Annotated in this window: 11 protein-coding genes; 4 read left to right on the top strand and 7 right to left on the bottom strand. The window is 37.9% G+C overall.

What is annotated here, in order from left to right:
• Positions 1–7: 7 nt before the first annotated feature.
• Entirely contained in the window at positions 8–1,468 is a 1,461-nt protein-coding gene (gene miaB, locus AC13EX_RS09910) for a tRNA (N6-isopentenyl adenosine(37)-C2)-methylthiotransferase MiaB (protein WP_482892549.1), read from the bottom strand.
• 283 nt (positions 1,469–1,751) lie between these two features.
• On the opposite strand from miaB, the gene AC13EX_RS09905 reads away from it, so the two are divergent.
• The 3 genes from AC13EX_RS09905 to tamL all read left to right on the top strand — a co-directional run bounded on the left by AC13EX_RS09905 (position 1,752) and on the right by tamL (position 10,713).
• A complete protein-coding gene (locus AC13EX_RS09905) occupies positions 1,752–3,263 on the top strand; it encodes a catalase (protein WP_482892548.1) in 1,512 nt (503 codons plus the stop codon).
• A 105-nt stretch (positions 3,264–3,368) separates the two neighbouring features.
• Positions 3,369–8,390, top strand: a complete 5,022-nt coding sequence (locus tag AC13EX_RS09900) for a translocation/assembly module TamB domain-containing protein (RefSeq protein WP_482892547.1) — start codon at positions 3,369–3,371, stop codon at positions 8,388–8,390.
• Complete coding sequence (tamL, locus tag AC13EX_RS09895; protein ID WP_482892546.1) at positions 8,380–10,713, top strand: translocation and assembly module lipoprotein TamL; 2,334 nt, start codon at positions 8,380–8,382, stop codon at positions 10,711–10,713. The genes AC13EX_RS09900 and tamL overlap by 11 nt, the downstream gene beginning before the upstream one ends.
• On the opposite strand, the gene AC13EX_RS09890 is transcribed toward tamL, so the two are convergent.
• The 5 genes from AC13EX_RS09890 to AC13EX_RS09870 all read right to left on the bottom strand — a co-directional run bounded on the left by AC13EX_RS09890 (position 10,710) and on the right by AC13EX_RS09870 (position 15,719).
• Positions 10,710–10,904, bottom strand: a complete 195-nt coding sequence (locus tag AC13EX_RS09890) for a hypothetical protein (protein ID WP_482892545.1) — start codon at positions 10,902–10,904, stop codon at positions 10,710–10,712. The two genes, tamL and AC13EX_RS09890, sit on opposite strands and share 4 nt — an antisense overlap.
• Before the next feature lie 289 nt (positions 10,905–11,193).
• On the bottom strand, positions 11,194–12,270 hold the full coding sequence (dinB, locus tag AC13EX_RS09885) for a DNA polymerase IV (RefSeq protein ID WP_482892544.1): 1,077 nt from the start codon (positions 12,268–12,270) through the stop codon (positions 11,194–11,196).
• An 8-nt stretch (positions 12,271–12,278) separates the two neighbouring features.
• Complete coding sequence (gene gdhA / locus AC13EX_RS09880; RefSeq protein WP_048642620.1) at positions 12,279–13,628, bottom strand: NADP-specific glutamate dehydrogenase; 1,350 nt, start codon at positions 13,626–13,628, stop codon at positions 12,279–12,281.
• On the bottom strand, positions 13,629–14,912 hold the full coding sequence (locus AC13EX_RS09875) for an anthranilate synthase component I family protein (protein ID WP_482892543.1): 1,284 nt from the start codon (positions 14,910–14,912) through the stop codon (positions 13,629–13,631).
• Between the two features lie 84 nt (positions 14,913–14,996).
• Positions 14,997–15,719 (bottom strand): YceI family protein, encoded by a 723-nt coding sequence (locus AC13EX_RS09870; protein ID WP_339709548.1) that lies wholly within the window; start codon positions 15,717–15,719, stop codon positions 14,997–14,999.
• Between the two features lie 497 nt (positions 15,720–16,216).
• Here AC13EX_RS09870 and AC13EX_RS09865 point away from each other — a divergent pair, with 497 nt between their 5' ends.
• Positions 16,217–16,732 (top strand): gamma carbonic anhydrase family protein, encoded by a 516-nt coding sequence (locus AC13EX_RS09865; protein ID WP_048642623.1) that lies wholly within the window; start codon positions 16,217–16,219, stop codon positions 16,730–16,732.
• Between the two features lies 1 nt (position 16,733).
• Here AC13EX_RS09865 and aceK read toward each other — a convergent pair whose 3' ends face one another.
• A complete protein-coding gene (aceK, locus tag AC13EX_RS09860; protein ID WP_482892542.1) occupies positions 16,734–18,461 on the bottom strand; it encodes a bifunctional isocitrate dehydrogenase kinase/phosphatase in 1,728 nt (575 codons plus the stop codon).
• Between the last annotated feature and the right edge of the window lie 122 nt (positions 18,462–18,583).

The raw sequence follows: 18,583 nt of genomic DNA, 5'->3' as shown, positions 1-18,583 counted from the left end.
TTTTTATTTAATTGACAATTTCTCCAAAAAGCGTCGCTGACGTACAATCTGTGATCTTCACAGTGACATAATCTCCAATATTTAAATTGCCCTTAGGTATTATTACCACCTTATTGGCTGAATTTTTTGCCTTCAATTGGTCTTTGGACCTTTTGGACAATCCTTCTACCAAAACCTCCTGTATTTGACCAACTTCTCTTTTGTGTCTTATAAGCGAAAGTTGACCTTGTTTATCGATGATTTCCTGCAACCTGCGTTTTTTAACGGCTAGCGGAATATCATCTTTGTATTTCTTTTCTGCTAAGGTGCCAGGACGCTCAGAATAATAAAACATATAAGAGAAATCATATTGAACAATGTCCATCATGCTTAGGGTATCCTGATGTTCTTCTTCTGTCTCTGTACAGAATCCTGCGATCATGTCCGAAGAAATCCCGCAATCCTCACCCAGTATTTCACGGATCTTTTGAATTCGATTCAAGTACCATTCACGGTCATAAGTCCTGTTCATCATCTCCAGAATTCTGCTGTTACCACTTTGAACAGGTAAATGGATGTATTTACAGATATTGTCGTATTCTTTCATTGTTTCCAAGACCTTATCTGTAATGTCTTTGGGATGGGAAGTGGAAAATCGAATCCTAAGTTTAGGATCTACTTTAGCGACCATTTCCAGTAAATCTGAAAAATAGACCACTTCAGCTATTTCCGCCTCTTTTTTATTAAGCCGGGCTTTATTGTTTTCCTCAGGAGACCATTTATAGCTGTCCACATTTTGCCCCAATAAGGTTACTTCTCTATAGCCATGGTCAAATAGTTCTTTGGCTTCTTTGGTTATAGAATAAGGATCGCGACTTCTTTCCCTGCCCCTTGTAAATGGAACCACGCAAAAAGAGCACATATTGTCACAACCTCTCATTATGGAGATCATGGCACTTACTCCGTTGGAGTTTAGGCGTACCGGAGATATGTCCGCATAGGTTTCCTCCCGTGATAAAAATGTATTTACACCTTTATGGCCATCTTCTGCCTGCCCGACAAGGTTAGGTAGGTCCCGATATGCATCAGGTCCAACTACCAAATCCACAAGCTTTTCTTCCTCTAAAAGCTTTTCTTTTAATCGTTCTGCCATGCAGCCCAAGACACCGATCATTAATTCTGGTTTGGCTTTCTTGATTTGATTGAACTGACTTAGTCTTTTTCGTACAGTATTTTCAGCCTTTTCTCTAATAGAACAGGTGTTTAATAAAATTACATCCGCGTTATTGAAATCTGAAGTGGTATCAAATCCCGTTTCTTTCATGATGGAAGCGACAATCTCACTATCAGAAAAATTCATTTGGCAACCATAGCTTTCGATGTACAATCGCTTTGTTTTGCCAGTATTTTCCTCAGCAGTCACCTTAAAATCACAGCTCTCTGCTTCCTCAACCTTGATGATATCGATATCTTTTATAATATTTTCCATTGACTGACTATAATTTCAGATCGCAAATTTAGTAAAATACCGACATATTGACAGTAGTTCAGGCTATTATTCTGACATTAACTACATAAAATTTTGGATTCAAGGTAGAAACTTGTAAAGGACAATTATTTATGTAGTTTTTATGAGCAGTGTGGACAGTTAGACAATAGTTATTGATTATTTCTATTATATTATAGAAACAATCAATTTTAACTATTGACCTATTGTACCTATATTTATAGAATCAAAAGTTAAACAAAAACAAAAACATACATCTAGCATCATGTCAGAAGAAAAAAAGCACAATAAACTAACCACCGCATCCGGAAGGATTTATGTGGAAAATGAGAATTCGAAGACGGTAGGACCTAGAGGTCCAATTCTTTTAGAAGATTATATTCTTCATGAAAAAATGGCTCATTTTAATAGAGAGAGAATTCCTGAAAGAATTGTTCATGCCAAGGGATCTGGGGCTTTTGGTACTTTCACCGTCACAGAAGACATTTCCCAATACACAAGGGCTAAAGTTTTTAATAAAATAGGAAAAAAAACCAAAGTCTTTATGCGGTTTTCCACGGTTGGGGGTGAAAAAGGATCGGCTGATACCGAAAGAGATCCAAGAGGATTTGCTATTAAATTTTACACCGAAGATGGAAATTGGGATTTGGTTGGAAACAATACACCAGTATTTTTTATAAAGGACCCAAAAAAGTTCTCTGATTTCATTCATACCCAAAAAAGAGATCCATATACCAATTGCAAATCACCGACAATGGTTTGGGATTATTGGTCTTTGACACCTGAATCTTTGCATCAGGTATTGATCTTAATGAGTGATAGAGGTACACCGGTAGGGTTTCGGCATATGAATGGGTATGGATCGCATACTTTTTCAATGATCAATGCAAAGAATGAGAAAGTTTTTGTGAAGTATCATTTTAAGACAGCTCAACGAATTAAAAATTTCACTGATGAGGAGGCTGCACAAATGAAATCTAAAGACCTGGATTTTGCACAGCGAGACCTTTTGGAAGCAATAGACAATGGAGATTTTCCTAAATGGAACATGAAGATTCAGGTAATGACTACGGATCAGGCCAAAAAAGTAGATTTCAATCCATTTGATTTGACCAAAGTTTGGCCACATTCTGAATTTCCCTTAGTGGACGTGGGAGTATTGGAATTGAACAAAAATCCTGACAATTATTTTCAAGACGTAGAACAATCCGCCTTTGCTCCTGCACACTTAGTGGATGGACTTGGTTATAGTCCGGATAAAATGCTTCAAGGTAGGTTGCTTTCTTATCCCGATGCGCATAGGTATAGATTGGGTGGGAATTATGAACAAATCCCTGTAAATAGATGTCCTTATGCTGTAAATAATTATGAAAGAGACGGAATGATGAGGGTAGATGGTAATGGAGGTAAAAAACCTAATTATTGGCCAAACAGTTTTGATGATATTGTAGTTGATAAGCAATATGAGGAACCATCCGAACAACTTGAAGATACAATTGCAGATTGGTATGACAGAAATAGTAAAGTTGGAGACAATGACCACTATTCTCAGCCAAGAGCTTTGTTTAGGGATGTAATGAGCAAAGAAGAGCAAGACAATACCATCAACAATACCATTGGAGCTATGAGCGGAATTTCAGGACCCAAAAGAGAAGTTATTATCAATCGCCAACTGTGTCACTGGTTTAGAATGGATGAAGAGTTTGGTATGCGTATAGCAAAAGGCCTGGGTGTAGATATTAATGCCGTCATGGCTTCATCAGTGGGATCCCATTAATAGAGTTGGTATAATAATTGATATTAGTTATAGCGCACTTATTGTAACAAATTTACACAGGAGTGGATGGTTCTTCCACTCCTTTTTTTAGTAAAAAACACAGCTTTGAATCAAACCTTAGGTAAAAGAATTTTAAAAATAGGAGGATGGGTTTTACTCAGTCTTACCATACTGGTCCTTCTATTAATTCTATTCGTCCGAAGTCCTTTCGGTCAGAAAATTATCGTGAATAAGGTTACCAAATATGTAGCAGAAAAAACAAATACTAAAGTTAACATTGATAGGCTGTTTGTGACTTTTCGTGGGAACTTGTATTTAGAAGGGCTTTATCTGGAAGATACCAAAGGAGATACGCTAATTTACAGTCACCAACTAGAGACAGGTTTAGAACTAATTCCTTTCATAAAAAATAATCAGATCAGTATATCAAGGCTTGAATGGGAGGGACTTACTGCGAATATCAGTAGGGATAGTTTAGGGAATTTTAACTTCAATTATCTTATTGATGCCTTCTCTGGACAAGAGACAAGTTTAGACACGGCTTCGATTGATACGGCCTCCAATGTGGATAGTGGCTATCCTGATATCAGTGTGGGACCAATAGAATTAGAAAACTGGAACTTGAACTATTCAGATCAAATGTTAGAATTGGAAGGGAAACTTAGCCTTGGTAAGTTGTTGCTCCAAATTAATAGTTTGGATCTCAATAAAATGGATTTTCATGTTAACAAGTTTCAGTGGGAAAACTCTGCCATTTCTTACCATCAATCCAAAGCTTTTCCTCCAAGTGAGGATTCTACCAGCAGTGAGACTCCTTTGCCACTACTTGTGCTGGAAGAGCTTTCATTAAAAAATATAAAAATCGACTATACTTCTTTGCCCGATGGCATGGACTTGCAATCTAGTTTAGGTGAATTATTGTTAGAAATGCCCGAAGCCAATCTTGAGAAGCAAAGGGTGTTAATAAAAACCTTTTCTCTTCATGATTCCTTTATTAATTATAAAAGCACACTAGACAACCTACAAAACAGTCCCGAAACTAAGGATTCAACAGCATTCTTTTCTTGGCCTCTATGGGAAGTGGAATTATCAAGCTTAAACCTGACCAACAACAAAATAAATTATCAGGTAAATGGTGATAATGGGTCATTCACTGGGTTCAACCCAAATAATATTGCTTTAAAAAACTTTGATATAGAGGTCAATAATATGTTTTTAAAGCCTGAAAAGGCTGGGCTGACCCTAAATAAATTTGAGTTTGAGGAAAAATCTGGTTTCAGATTAGATAACTTTCAAGGGCGATTTGATTTAGATAATGAATCTTTTGACTTGGCCGATTTAACTATAGCCACTGGCAATAGCAGTTTGAAAGGAAAGTTAAAGCTACAATACCCTAGTTTGGCTACTTTTATAGAAAATCCAGAAAGTGCATTTTTAGATTTGGCACTCAATTCCGTATATCTTGGTATTCAAGATGCCTATTATTTCTCTCCAGGGCTTAAAAATAATACTTATGTAAAGACATTTGCGAAGAATAAGCTTAACGCAACATTACTTATCTCTGGAAAAATGGACAAGTTGAATTTAGAAAAGCTTTCTGCAAAATGGGGGAATTCTACTCGGATATCACTTTCTGGTTTCGTTTCCGAACCGCTTGTTACAGAGCGTGTATCGTGGAATGTAGAGGAGTTTAATTTTATTTCTAGTGAAAAGGACCTAAATCTCTTTGTTCCTGAAGACAGTCTAGGTTTTAATTACCCCAAGCAAGTTGACCTATCTTTAGCTACTATTGGGTCACTTAATGCGTTCAGTCTTGAGTCTTTCCTCAAGGCCTATGAAGGTTCCGTAAAAGTAGATGCTAAATTGACAGCTAAAGAAGGTACTTATCATTATGATCTAAACACCAAGATCGAAGGAATGCCTTTGGGTGAAATATTGGGTGATTCGATAGCTTATGGTCCCTTGGATATGGAATTGTCCGCCAAAGGTAATGCAGGTCCTTTGGATAAAATAGACCTGCAATTAGCATCGGTCGTTACCAATTTAGGCTATAATGGTCACAACTATAAAGGACTAAAGTTGGACGCTGAAATTGTGAATGGGGATGGAGAAATTCATTTAATTCATAAAGACGAGTTTTTGGATCTGAAGATGTTGGCAGCGGTTTCCCTAGATACTGCCAACTACAATATAGCTATGGATTTGGATTTAAATGGAGCGGATTTGTATGGGCTTAACTTTACAGCGCAAAAAATTCGGACTAAATTTTCCATGGATGCTACTTTTTCGGGGGATTCAGAAAATTTTGAACTCCAATCCAAGTTGGTAGAGGGAACGGTAGTCTTGGAAGATCAAGCCTATCCAATGGGAGACATGAACTTGAACTTGAGAATTTTACCAGATTCAACAGGCTTGGATATTCAAAGCAATCTCTTGGTTGGTCAGTTACATTCCAATGTAAGCCCTATCGAAACGTATGAAGGAGTTTCCAGGCATTTTAATCGATACTTTCTTGATAGTGCAGCTCAAAACCTTTCTGAAATACAAAAGCCGGTCAATGTAGAAATGGATTTTACTATTCCGTCTACCTTGCTATTACAACAGGTGATATTGCCAGAACTGGAAAGGATGGAAGAGGGCTCGATTAGGATGGCTTTTGATGAAGGAAAATCTACCTTAAATGGTAGAATTAGTTTTCCCTACATTTCTTATGCTGGTTCTATAGTGGACAGTTTAGACCTTAATGTGGTAAGTGATTCTTCAGAATTTAACTTTGATTTTGGTATTATGGGGTTGTCATCAGGTCCTTTGGTAGTTGGACCTACCTATTTTACTGGTGAGGTTCTTGAAAATCTGCTCTATGTTAATTTTAATTCACTTCATGAGGACGAGGTGTTGGCTAATATTAATTTCGACCTAGGGATAAATAAAGATTCATTGCGTCTTCACATTTCTCCTGATAGTGTGGTTTTCAATAAGGTGAAATGGGATGTGCCGGAAGGTAACGCCTTTACTTTAGGAGAAGATTGGTTAGATTTTAAGGAATTTGAATTTTCAAGAGGAAAGCAACTTTTATCATTTAGTAATGAGCGGGACGAAAACGCCTTTGACATTGCTTTTAATGATTTCAGGTTGAGGACATTTACCAGTTTGCTAAATCCTGAAGATATATTGGCTGCAGGCCTGGTAAATGGATCAATTAAAATTGAAAACCCATTTGAAGCCATGGGTTTGCAAGCGGGGATTACGGTAAGGGACATGGAGTTGCTTGAAGTGCCTTTAGGAAATTTATCTTTGAACGCCACAGGCAATGACCAAAAGAATTATGATTTTGATTTAAAAGTAAAAGACAAAGGAATAAACTTGGATTTATTAGGTGAATTCACTGCCGATCCTTTGGGAGCGAGATTAAACCTAGATCTTGATTTGAATAAATTTGAACTAAATATACTGGAGGGACTTTCTGATGGAGCAATTAGTGGAGGGCAAGGTTTCATCTCCGGGAATTTCAAGGTGGAGGGGAGTACTACCGATCCACGCTATGCCGGTAATCTGGCATTCAATGAGACTGAATTTACAATAGCAACCTTGAATTCAAGATTTGCTATTGCTGATGATGAAATTAAGGTAGATAACCAAGGAGTCTTTCTGGATCAAATAACTATAAAAGATGAACAAGGAAATAACTTTGTTCTTGATGGAGAAATATTAACAGATGACCTTATTAATCCACAATTTGACCTTTCCCTGACTGCGGATAATTTTATGGTGTTGAATTCCACCAAAGAAGACAATGATTTGTTTTATGGAGATGCCATCATAGGGGCCAATGTGACGATCAAAGGCGATCTAAACTTACCAATTATAGATGCCAAGCTAAGGGTGGACAAGGGAACAAATATAAGTTTTGTAATTCCTGAAAGTCAGTTGGATATAGTAGAAAGAAATGGGGTGGTGGTATTTGTAAATCGCAAGGACCCAGAAGATATTTTAACAAAAAGACTGGAGGAAACCAGCAACACCGGATATACAGGCTACAAGGTGGCTGTGCTTTTGAATATTTCCCAAGAGGCAGTATTTAATATTGTCGTTGATGAGCGATCGGGGGACAACCTCTTGGTCGAAGGAGCTGCAGATCTTCGTCTTAATATGGATCCAAATGGAAGAGTTACACTTACTGGGATTTATGAGCTTTCCAAAGGACATTATGAACTGAGTTTGTATAATTTGGTAAGTAGGAAATTTGAAATTCAAAGTGGAAGTACAATAGCGTGGGCTGGAGATCCTATGGATGCCAATATGGACATTACGGCTATTTATCGCATCAAAACCTCTGCCGCAGATCTGATGACTGCAGCGGCAGCTGGGGGTTCACGGGAGACGATGACCAAATACCGACAGGAGTTGCCTTTTATCGTTTACCTGAATATAGATGGTGAATTACTTAGGCCTGAAATTTCCTTCAGAATGGATATGCCCGAAGATCAAAGGGGTGCTATAGGTGGGGCTGTTTATTCTCAAGTACAACAATTGAATAACCAGGAAGGTGAATTAAATCGTCAAGTTTTTTCACTATTGGTATTGAATAGATTTTTCCCAAGTGGGGAGAGTTCTGGGAGTGGGGGAACCACCGCCATGGCAAGGTCTAGTGTAAGTCAGCTACTTTCAGGGCAGCTAAATACTTTTACGAATAGTATTGTGGGAGATTCAGGCTTGGAGTTAGATGTTGGGCTGGATAGTTTCGAGGATTACCAAGGGAGTTCTCCAGAGTCTAGAACACAACTTAATGTAAATGCGAGTAAGCGCTTTCTTGATGACCGTTTGGTTGTACAGGTAGGGAGTCAGATAGATATTGAAGGAGGCTCATCTTCTTCTAGTTCTAGCAATTCTCTCTTGGGGAATGTAAGCGTGGAATATTTGCTTTCTGAGAATGGCCGTTACCGAATTAGAGGTTTTAGAAAAAATCAGTTTGAAAGTTTTATAGATGGTCAACTGGTTGTAACAGGGCTCTCAGTAATTTATAATAGGGAGTTTAATAAATTTGAGGATTTGTGGAAAGGGATAACAACTAAAATAAAGGAAAGAGACTCAGAAACAAAAGCAGGAGAGGAGAGAAATGAGAAGTAAAAAATACACATGTTCGCTCAAACTGTATTACAGCAGATTTAAAAAGACACTTGTATTCCTTGTGCCTGTTTGGATTTTTGTAGGGTGCAGTGTATCAAAATTTATTCCGGAAGACGAAAAGTTATATACGGGAGCTAACTTGGAAATAAATAGAGACTTTTCAGTCAAAGGGTTCAAGGAGGTAAATACTGAATTAGAAGGCTTGCTAAAACCAGAGCCCAATAGTAAAATTTTGGGCATGCGTATTGGCTTATGGAGTTATTATAAAGTTCAAAAGGAAAATCCGGGTTTTATTAACCGGTTTATCTATAAAAAAATCGGGGAGGAACCCGTTTATTTAAGCAGTGTTGAACTGGAAAAAACCCAGCAACTGATTTTAAATAGGCTGGATAATGGTGGATTCTTTTTTTCAGAGGTAAGTGCTCAGGTGGAACAAAAATCGAAAAAAGCAGCAATTAATTATTCTGTAGACTTGGCCCAACCATACCAATTGGCCACCTATACTTATGACAAAGACAGTTTGCCAATTGACCGAAGCATAAGGAAATTGCTCGCTTCAACAGAAATTGCTGAAGGGGATTATTTCTCCTTAGAAATGATGAAGAAGGAAAGGATAAGGTTAGACGAAAGCCTTAAAAATGAAGGTTATTATAATTTCAACCCTGATTTTTTAATTTTTGAGGCAGACACAAATCAATACGATAATAAGAAATACGACCTTTTTCTTAGGCTTAAGCAAAATGCACCAGAAAAAGGAATTGTGCCTTATCAAGTCAACAACATTCGGGTTTATCCCAATTATTCATCTGATGAATATGGTGAGAAAACAGATACGACTAAAATTAAGAACATTGCATTTATTCAAAATGGTCTGTCTTTTAAACCTGAACTTCTTCACCAATATATATTGATTGAAAAGGACAGCCTTTTCAATGCAAAGGATACCAAACTTACCAGCAGTAGGTTAACAGGGATAGGGAATTATAGATTTGTTAATTTAAGATACACAGAAACAGATTCGACACTTAGTGGGGGTAAAGGGGAATTGGATGCCAATATCTATTTAACTCCTCTGGATAAAAGATCCCTAAGAGCAGAACTGCAAGGGGTTTCCAAATCAAACAATTTCGCTGGTCCTGCCTTATTACTTAATTATAGAAATAGAAACCTGTTTTATGGAGGTGAAACCTTCAACCTTACGGCACAAATTGGCTATGAAAGTCAGATCGCCTCTGGACAAAGGGAAAGTTTAAGTGCTTTTGAAGTAGGTTTGAAGGGGGATTTAATTTTCCCCAGGGTTGTATTTCCAATTTCGATCAAAGAAAGATTTGCTTATTCAGTACCTAAAACAAAGATCAGTTTAGGGACAGAGTACCAAGATAGAAGAGGGTATTATAGATTAAACACTATTTCTGCTTCCTATGGTTATTTTTGGAATGCCAACCGTTTTGTATACCATGAGATCACACCTATAGCTTTGAACTTTGTGGACATGTCCAAGACCTCCAGCGAGTTTGAGGAAATATTAGACAATAATCCATTTTTAAGGCAAAGTTTTGAACATCAATTTATAGCTGGACTTACCTATAGTTTTGCCTTTAACAAGTTAATGGACAAGTATAGGGAGCATAGCATTTATTTCGGTGCCAATATCGACCTGGCAGGTGGAGGACTTCGGCTGGCCAATAAATTATTGAGTAGTGAGGATCAAAACACGTTTTTGGGTTTTAATTATGCCCAATACAATAAAGGAGATGTTGATTTTAGGTATTACTGGAGATTTACTGAAGAAAAGTTACTTGCTTTCCGCTTCTTTGGAGGTCTAGGGCTACCTTATGGTAACTCGGTGTCACTCCCATTTGCAAAACAGTTTTTCTCGGGAGGGCCCAATAGCATAAGGGCCTTTCGAATAAGGTCTCTCGGTCCAGGTTCATTTAAGCCTGATGACGAAACCACAGGCAATTATTTTGACCAAGCAGGTGACATTAGGCTCGAAGGAAATCTAGAATTCAGATTCCCCATTGTCTCTTACCTCAAAGGGGCAACTTTTGTGGATGTAGGAAATGTTTGGTTGGTAAATGAAAATGAGGCATTACCTGGAGGTAAGTTTGGTAGGGATTGGTACAGGGAATTGGCTGTTGGAGCTGGAATCGGCCTAAGGGTAGATATAGAATTCTTTGTGGTCAGGTTTGATCTAGCCGCTCCCCTTAGGAGTCCATACTTGCCTGAAGGGGAACGGTGGGCAAAAGAATTTAAAGTGCAGGATAGCGAATGGAGAAAGAATAATTTAATATTTAATTTTGCTATCGGTTACCCTTTTTAATGGTCTGAATCAGGAATTTGCTTTGTTTTAATTAAGCTGTATAAATAGGCCAACATTGCAGGTGTGACAATGGAGAAGGTGATTAATTTCCCTAGTCCACTGGATTTTTTCATGGCAAGTGTAGAGGTAATAATGGCCAATGGAATTCCATATTTTAAGCCAAATTCCTGGTATTTTTTTTCAGTAGTCATGGTTTTCGTGTTTAGTTCATAAGATTATTGGCAATTTTAATGCCGAATTGAATTGTCATCACTTTGAGCATCCAATTCAACCCGAAATATGCAATAAACAATCTATTACGTGCTGAAATCGCTTCAAAATCAGCCAATCGTTGTTGTTTTCAATTTCACCATAGCGTTGGCTATGCTAAAATCTCCAAACAGCCTGATTTTCTTGCGATTGCAACACTTCCCGTAAACACGGGACAGGCTTCACCCCTGACCATGTCAGGGCGGAGAAATCCTATTACATAATCCGGGTTCAATAATCGATCTTAAGTTGTTCTCCCGAGGGCTTGTCTTGGTCTTTGGATGTGAGATTGGATAGGCTGACACCTAATAACCTCACTGGTAAATTCAACGGTTCCTGGTCAACAAGCTCATTCACTATGTTTTCCATGCTTGTATTTAGGATTGGGCTCAATAGTGTTTTGCTTCTCGTGTGTTGCGTAAAATCGTTGTATTTTATTTTGAGGGTTAGTGTTCTGCCATTGGCTTTATTGCGTTCCAGCCTTCGGTAAAACTCAGGCAATAGCTTTTCTTTTATTGTGGCTTTTATATCAGAGGTAGGCATCAGGTCTTTTTCAAAGGTCTGTTCTACGCCTAAGGATTTCCGAATTCTGTTGGGTTTGACTTCACTTTCATGAATTCCCCTGACAATTTTATAATAATGAAGGCCTGATTTTCCAAATCTACTGGTAAGAAATGGTAAGGAATACTCCTTTAAATCGTGTCCATTGTAGATGCCTAGAGCATTCATTTTTTTAGCCATCACTTTTCCAATACCAAAAAATTTTTCAATTGGTAATTTCTCCAGAAATTCCACCGCTTTTGCAGGTGTAATAACCGCCTGCCCATTGGGTTTATTTAGGTCAGAGGCTATTTTGGCTAAAAATTTATTATAAGAAATACCTGCAGAGGCATTCAATCCCGTTTCTTCTTTGATTTTTTGTCGTATTTCCTTAGCGATTAAGGTAGCAGAAGGAAGGTTGAAATGATTGGTGGTTACATCCAGAAAAGCCTCATCCAGAGACAGGGGTTCTACTAGGTCGGTGTAGGTAAGGAATATTTTCCTGATCACCTGAGAGATTTCCTTATACCTATCGAATCTTGGTCGGACAAAGATTAAGTTGGGGCATTTTAGTGCTGCCAGTTTAGAGGACATTGCTGACCTTACGCCATATTTTCTGGCTTCATAACTGGCAGCAGCTACCACACCCCGTTCTTTGTTTCCCCCAACTGCTAGGGGTTTGTTTTTGTATTCAGGATGATCTAATTGTTCTACCGATGCGAAAAATGCATCCATGTCTACATGTATGATTTTCCGGTTGTTTTCCATGGTTTGTCTTATACAGTTCCTTGGGCATGCATGGCCCGGGCCACTTTTTCAAATGCTCCGATATTGGCGGCATTAAGATAATCTTGTTTTTCTAATTCATGTTTGCTAATGGTCTCTAGGCATTTTTCATGAATATCTTTCATGATGGTTCTCAATTGTTTTTCGAGATCGCTTTTAGTCCAGTAACGGCCCATTCTGTTTTGGGTCATTTCCAGTCCAGAAACGGCCACTCCACCAGCATTAGAAGCCTTACCAGGCCCGTACAATACCTTTGTTTTCTGTAAATAGCCGATCGCATCTGGTGTACATGGCATGTTAGCACCTTCAGCTAAAAGCATCAAACCATTTTGTTTAAGAAGCTTAGCGTCTTTTTCATTCAATTCATTCTGTGTAGCACATGGGAAGGCACAATCTGCAGGAATAGACCAAAGGTTTTTCTTTCCTACGGCAGTAAAGGTGGCTGATTCATAATGATCGGCAAAAGCAGAAATACTCTTTCTCTGTCCGTTTTTTACATTTTTTAAGTATTCTAACTTTTCTTCCGTCATGCCCTCAGGATCATGGATAAATCCAGTAGAATCAGAAAACGCTACTACTTTGGCTCCTTCATGCAATAATTTTTCGATGGCAAATTGAGAAACATTACCAGCTCCAGATACCAAGCAAACTTTGCCATTTAAGTTTTCATCGATTTCTGTAAGCATGAAGTGAGCAAAATGAATAAGTCCATAACCAGTGGCTTCAGGTCTTAAATAGGAACCGCCCCAGTCTTTTCCTTTTCCAGTCAGTACTCCCTGGAATTCATTTTGAATTTTTTTATAGGTTCCGAAAAGGTAACCGATTTCTCTTTCACCTACGCCAATGTCACCAGCAGGAACATCAGTAAAATGACCAATATGGCGGTAGGCTTCCATCATCCATGCCTGGCAAAAACGCATTACCTCTCCATCAGATTTTCCTTTAGGGTTAAAATCAGCGCCCCCTTTTCCAGCGCCAAGAGGTAAGCCTGTTAAAGCATTTTTAAATACCTGCTCAAATGCTAAAAATTTAAGTATACTCTGGTTGACACTAGGGTGAAAACGCAAGCCTCCTTTATAAGGGCCCAATGCGCTGTTCATTTGTATCCTATAACCTTTATTGATTTGTACCTTCCCTTGGTCGTCTGTCCAGCAAACACGGAAAGAAATAATTCTTTCAGGTTCACAGATTCTTTCAAAAAGTTTGGCATCTATGTATAAATTATTGGCTTTAAGTACAGGGAGTATGCTCTCAAAAACTTCTTCTACTGCTTGGTGAAATTCTGCCTCGTTGGGATTTTTATCAGTTATGGATTGTAGGATGTTTTTCAGTGTCGACATTTAGTTTGGGTTATTAATAATTGAATATGAATTTTCTAAAGTTTTAATTATTGAAGAGGCTTTTAAAAGGCACTCTTGGTACTCATCCCGTGCATCAGCATCAATGGTAATGGCACTACCGACACCAAAATAAAAGGAATTTTTAGTTTTATCTATGATTAAGCTTCTAATAATTACACAAAAATCGAAATCTCCATTTTCATCGATGTATCCTATACTGCCTGAAAACCAAGATCTTTTAAAATTTTCGTAAGCCTCAATGATCTCCATGCACTTGATTTTTGGTGCCCCTGTCATGCTTCCCATTGGGAAGGTATTGGCCAGAATCTCTTCAAAACTTGTGTTTGGAGGTAATTGGCAGGTGATGGTAGAGATCATCTGGGTGATTTGCCTAAATGAATAAATCCCAAACAATTCTTTTACTGAAATTGAACCTGTTATGGCCATTCTGGCTAGGTCATTTCTCATTAAATCAACGATCATCAGGTTTTCTGCCCGCTCTTTCTCACTTTCTGATAAGTTTCTTCTTAACTTCTCATCCTCTTGGATACTATTGCCTCTTTTAGTCGTTCCTTTGATCGGCTGAGTTAGTAGCGTTTGCCCTTTCTTCTTCAGAAACCTTTCAGGTGAGGCACAGCAAAGATATAAATTTGCAGCCTTAAACAATGCACTAAAAGGCATTGGACTATTGGCGCATAAGTCTAGAAAGATGTCTATTGGCGCTATATGAGTAGCTTTACCATGAAAATCCATGCAGTAGTTCAGTTCATAGATATCTCCTGCGAGGATATGTTCCTGGATTTTGTTAAAGGTGTTTGTGTAACTTTCTTGATCATGCGAGCAATGTAAAATGCAGCTACCCTTACTTTCTGCAGTTGTAGCTATGTTGGTGTTTAAAATGCCTGTATGAACAACTTTTGGGTTTTGGCATTGGATTGTCACCTCCTCAGAAGAAATATAAATGGTCAATTCAGGACTAAAGAATAAGCTGTCCGGACAGTTTATTTCAGACCTATTGTTGCTGTATAAATCCTCGTATTTATTTTTTTGGTCATAGCTTAAGATCCCTATTTTGGGCTTGCTAATAGGCAGTTGACTGATACTTTCCAAGCTTACCGCATGTGAACCAGCATAAAAAATATGCTCAAATCCTCCGGAAGGATAGTTGACCTCATTGGAAGTGAAATAACCAAAATAGCCAAAATTAAGATTGGCCCATTCCAACATTTGAGGAATCCATTTTGAGGTTTTGTGTACGGTGAGCTTGTTTTCAAGGGATGACATTCCTGCAAAAATAGGTAAATGACATGAAAAAAGGGAGATATTTCTATCCCCCTTTTTAATAAAATTTTAATATTTTTTAAAATATTAAATTGATTTGATATCAAAACTCACACTTACAGAGTTGTAAATAAATTTATCTTTAGCCTTGTCTGTAGCTGTAGCTTCGTCTCCATAAGACAATCCCCAGTCTGTTCTGTCAATATTGAAACCTGCCTGAGCTGAAACTTTTCCATTAGCCATAGATACAGCAGCAGGAAATTTGATGTTCTTGGTTGTTCCTCTGATGGTTAGGTTACCACTTACCCAATGAGTAGGTGAAGCTGGTGCCAATTCAGATTCACTCTTTGGTGTGTTTTCAGTTTCAAATTGTTCTTGATCTTCTATGTTATCACCTGAAGAATAGGGAGAAACTTCTGTGATCACAAAAGTTGCCTCAGGATGATTTGCAGCATCGAAAAAATCATCTGACTGTAGGTGATTGGACAATTTACCGTGATTTTCGCTTCCCGCTTCCAAATCGTGAATTTCAAGTTTGGTAACATCAAAAGTGAACTCTCCAGAAGTAATTGCATCACCTTCTACAGAAATTTCACCTTTTGTAATAGGAATTATTCCATGGTGTTGACCTGTAGGCTTATAACCTCTCCAGTTTACTGTACTTGCATTGGTGTCCAATTGAAGCGTTTTACCACTTGCTTGTGCTTCTTCTTGCGCTTCGGTTGTTTCAACAGTATTACTGCTTTGTCCACATGAGAAAGTGAGTAAAGCTGCCGAAAGTAAAAAACCTGATAATTTAATTGTTTTCATAATAGTGTAGTGATTTAAATAAGTTAAGATTGGTTTCAAAATTATATGTATATACACTTAAACTAAATGTAAATTAAAAAGTTCAATAAATTTAAAATATTTTAAATAGGATTCAAGGACATTCCCTATTAATCCTAAATATTTCCTTGGCTTAGCTGTCTTACAATCTAATCTTAAGAAAATCAGGATGTTTGGATATTGACAAAGGTGACCTAAAAGTGTAGATGAAATTGTGAGGTTTTTTAATTTGGAAGTGATTTCATCACCTAAAAGTAGGTCTATTGCCTATTTCATGTTAAACTATGGTGGCTTTTTGCTTTGAAATTCGAAGAAGGTGTTGAAATTGCAACAAAATGATGGGATAATAGTAGTTGTAAAGTGGAGAACAGCTATGTCCTTTCTCTATTAAATCAAAAAGCTACTAGGAATGGCATTGGGTTAAACACTTTTTAACCTTTACAAAACGCACAATAGCTGCAATAAATAATAATAGGAATATGGCACTTGTAAAAAAAGTAAATGACAAATCTCCTCAATGGGGAAAGGACTGCTGGCTTGCAGACAATGCAACCCTTACCGGGGATGTAGTAATGGGCGATAACTGTACTGTGTGGTTTAATGCTGTAATCAGAGGAGACGTACATTATATTAAGATTGGAAACAATACCAATGTTCAAGATGGAGCGGTTATTCATTGCTCTTATCAAAAGTCCCCTGTAAATATTGGTTCAGAAGTTTCCATTGCTCACAATGCAATTGTTCACGGCTGTACTATAAAAGACCGGGTAATGATTGGTATGGGGGCCATAGTTATGGATGATGCGATCATAGGCGAAGGTGCAGTTATAGCCGCGGGAGCAGTGGTTCTCGCAGGCACCATAGTTGAAAACAATTCCATATATGCAGGAATTCCGGCCAAGAAAGTAAAGGATACTGGGAAAGAAATGGAAGCAACAATTATAAGAATAGCTTCCAATTACCCCAAATATGCAAGTTGGTATAAAGATGAATGATTTAGACCAGCTCATCGGGTCTGAATCTCATGGATTCTGGATAAGGAAAGGCGTGGATCAATTCACCCTTTCTAAGTTTCTCCTGAATGGCAGACCAATACCCGGGATCAAATAGTTCAGGATTGGATTGGATAAAATAGCTTTTCACATCCTGACGACCTATCATAAATCGTTTAAAATCTTCGGGAAACACGTCGTTTTCATTAATCTCATACCAGGGCTTGGAGGCGTAAATCTGATCATAGGTTTCAGGTTTTGGTTTGACGCGAAAGTTCATTTTATCTAGAAATTCAATTTCATCGTAATCATAAAAAATCACCCTGTTTTGACGAGTAACACCAAAGTTTTTTGTCATCATGTCACCTGGGAAGATATTTGCCTGAGCCATTTGTAAGATGGCTTTGGCATAATCATCAACAGCATGCTTAGCGGCTTCCAAGCTACATTCTTCTAAGTAGATGTTCAATGGGCGAAGCCTACGTTCGATGTACATGTGTTTTATTACCAGTGTGTCCCCTTCTATAGACAAAAGGGAATTCACATTTGTTTTTAGTTCTTTCATTAAGGTAGGGTCAATTCGATCTAGCGGTAGTCTGAAATTTTCAAACTCATGGGTGTCCGCCATTCGCCCAACCCTGTCGTGTAGCCCCACCAATTTGTATTTTTCTTTAACCTGTTGTCTGGTCATGTTTTTGGGAGGTTCAAAATGATCCTTGATCAATTTAAAAACGATATTGTAGGAGGGAAGGGTGAATACAGTCATGACCATCCCTTTAATTCCTTCTGCTAGAACAAATTGATCGGTACTTAGGGCAAGGTGATTGGTGAAATCCTTGTAAAAAGCTGTTTTTCCATGTTTATTAAAGCCAATTGCATTGTACAACTCATAAGGCCTTTTGTGCTGAATGACAGATTGAAGGAAGTTTACCGTTTGTGCTGGGATTGCTATAGGGGCCATGAAATAGGACCTAGTGTAGCTGAATATTCCACTCATAATATTCGGATCAAAAATCAAAGTGTCAGCGAAGACTCCCTTTTCATTGTGTAGAAAAGGAATAATAAATGGCATCCATTTATTGCCCATATAAGTCCGGCCAATTAAATAAGCAGCCTTGTTGCGATAGAAAACATCCCTTAGAACCTGTGTGGTCGTTTCCTTGGTAGCTTTATATCTACTAAGGATCACCTGTTTTACACTGTCTACTAAATGGTCAATGTCCTTATCTCTCTGGTAATAGGGAACCCCAAAATAAAAATCTTCAAGAATATTATCGAAAGCTTGGTGGAGGTCAATTTGAGCAGGGTAGTTTCGGAACAAGGATTCATCGATTTTCCCAGAATCGGTAGTTCCTTGTAAATTGTAAAACATCAATTTCTCATCAATTACCTTTCCAGGAAACACTTTTCTAAATACGGAATTGAAAAAAGTACCTGCCAATTCCTTGTCCTCATTTGTTGATATAGCTTTCTGATAAGAACTGTGGAGCTTTTCCCAAACCGACCTGTCTCCATTTTTGTCCTTTAGTAATTCCTCACAGTCACAAACGATATCCCTGAGGTGGTCTTTGTATAAGCGCAACCTTTCCCTATGATTGGCATGAAGTTGTTTCCAATTCCTTTCTTTAAAATTATCAGGGATTCGTTGAGTGATTTGATTAAAATCATCAATATAGGCAGCATAACCATTTAAGATAGTTTTTACTATGCGGTTTATAAGTTCAGAATTCATAATGGCTATTCCCTTTTTTTATTGGCATTGTTTTGAGGTGGATATTAGGTTATTATTTTATTAGGACAAAATAAATAGCCTTTGGAATTGCAAATTTATTCCTTAATTTCGTTTGAGTTTAT

The sequence above is a fragment of the Cyclobacterium sp. L-R genome (genome assembly GCF_056859355.1).
The sequence above is the reverse complement of the archived record's forward strand: the minus strand, read 5'-3'. Positions and strand labels throughout refer to the sequence as shown.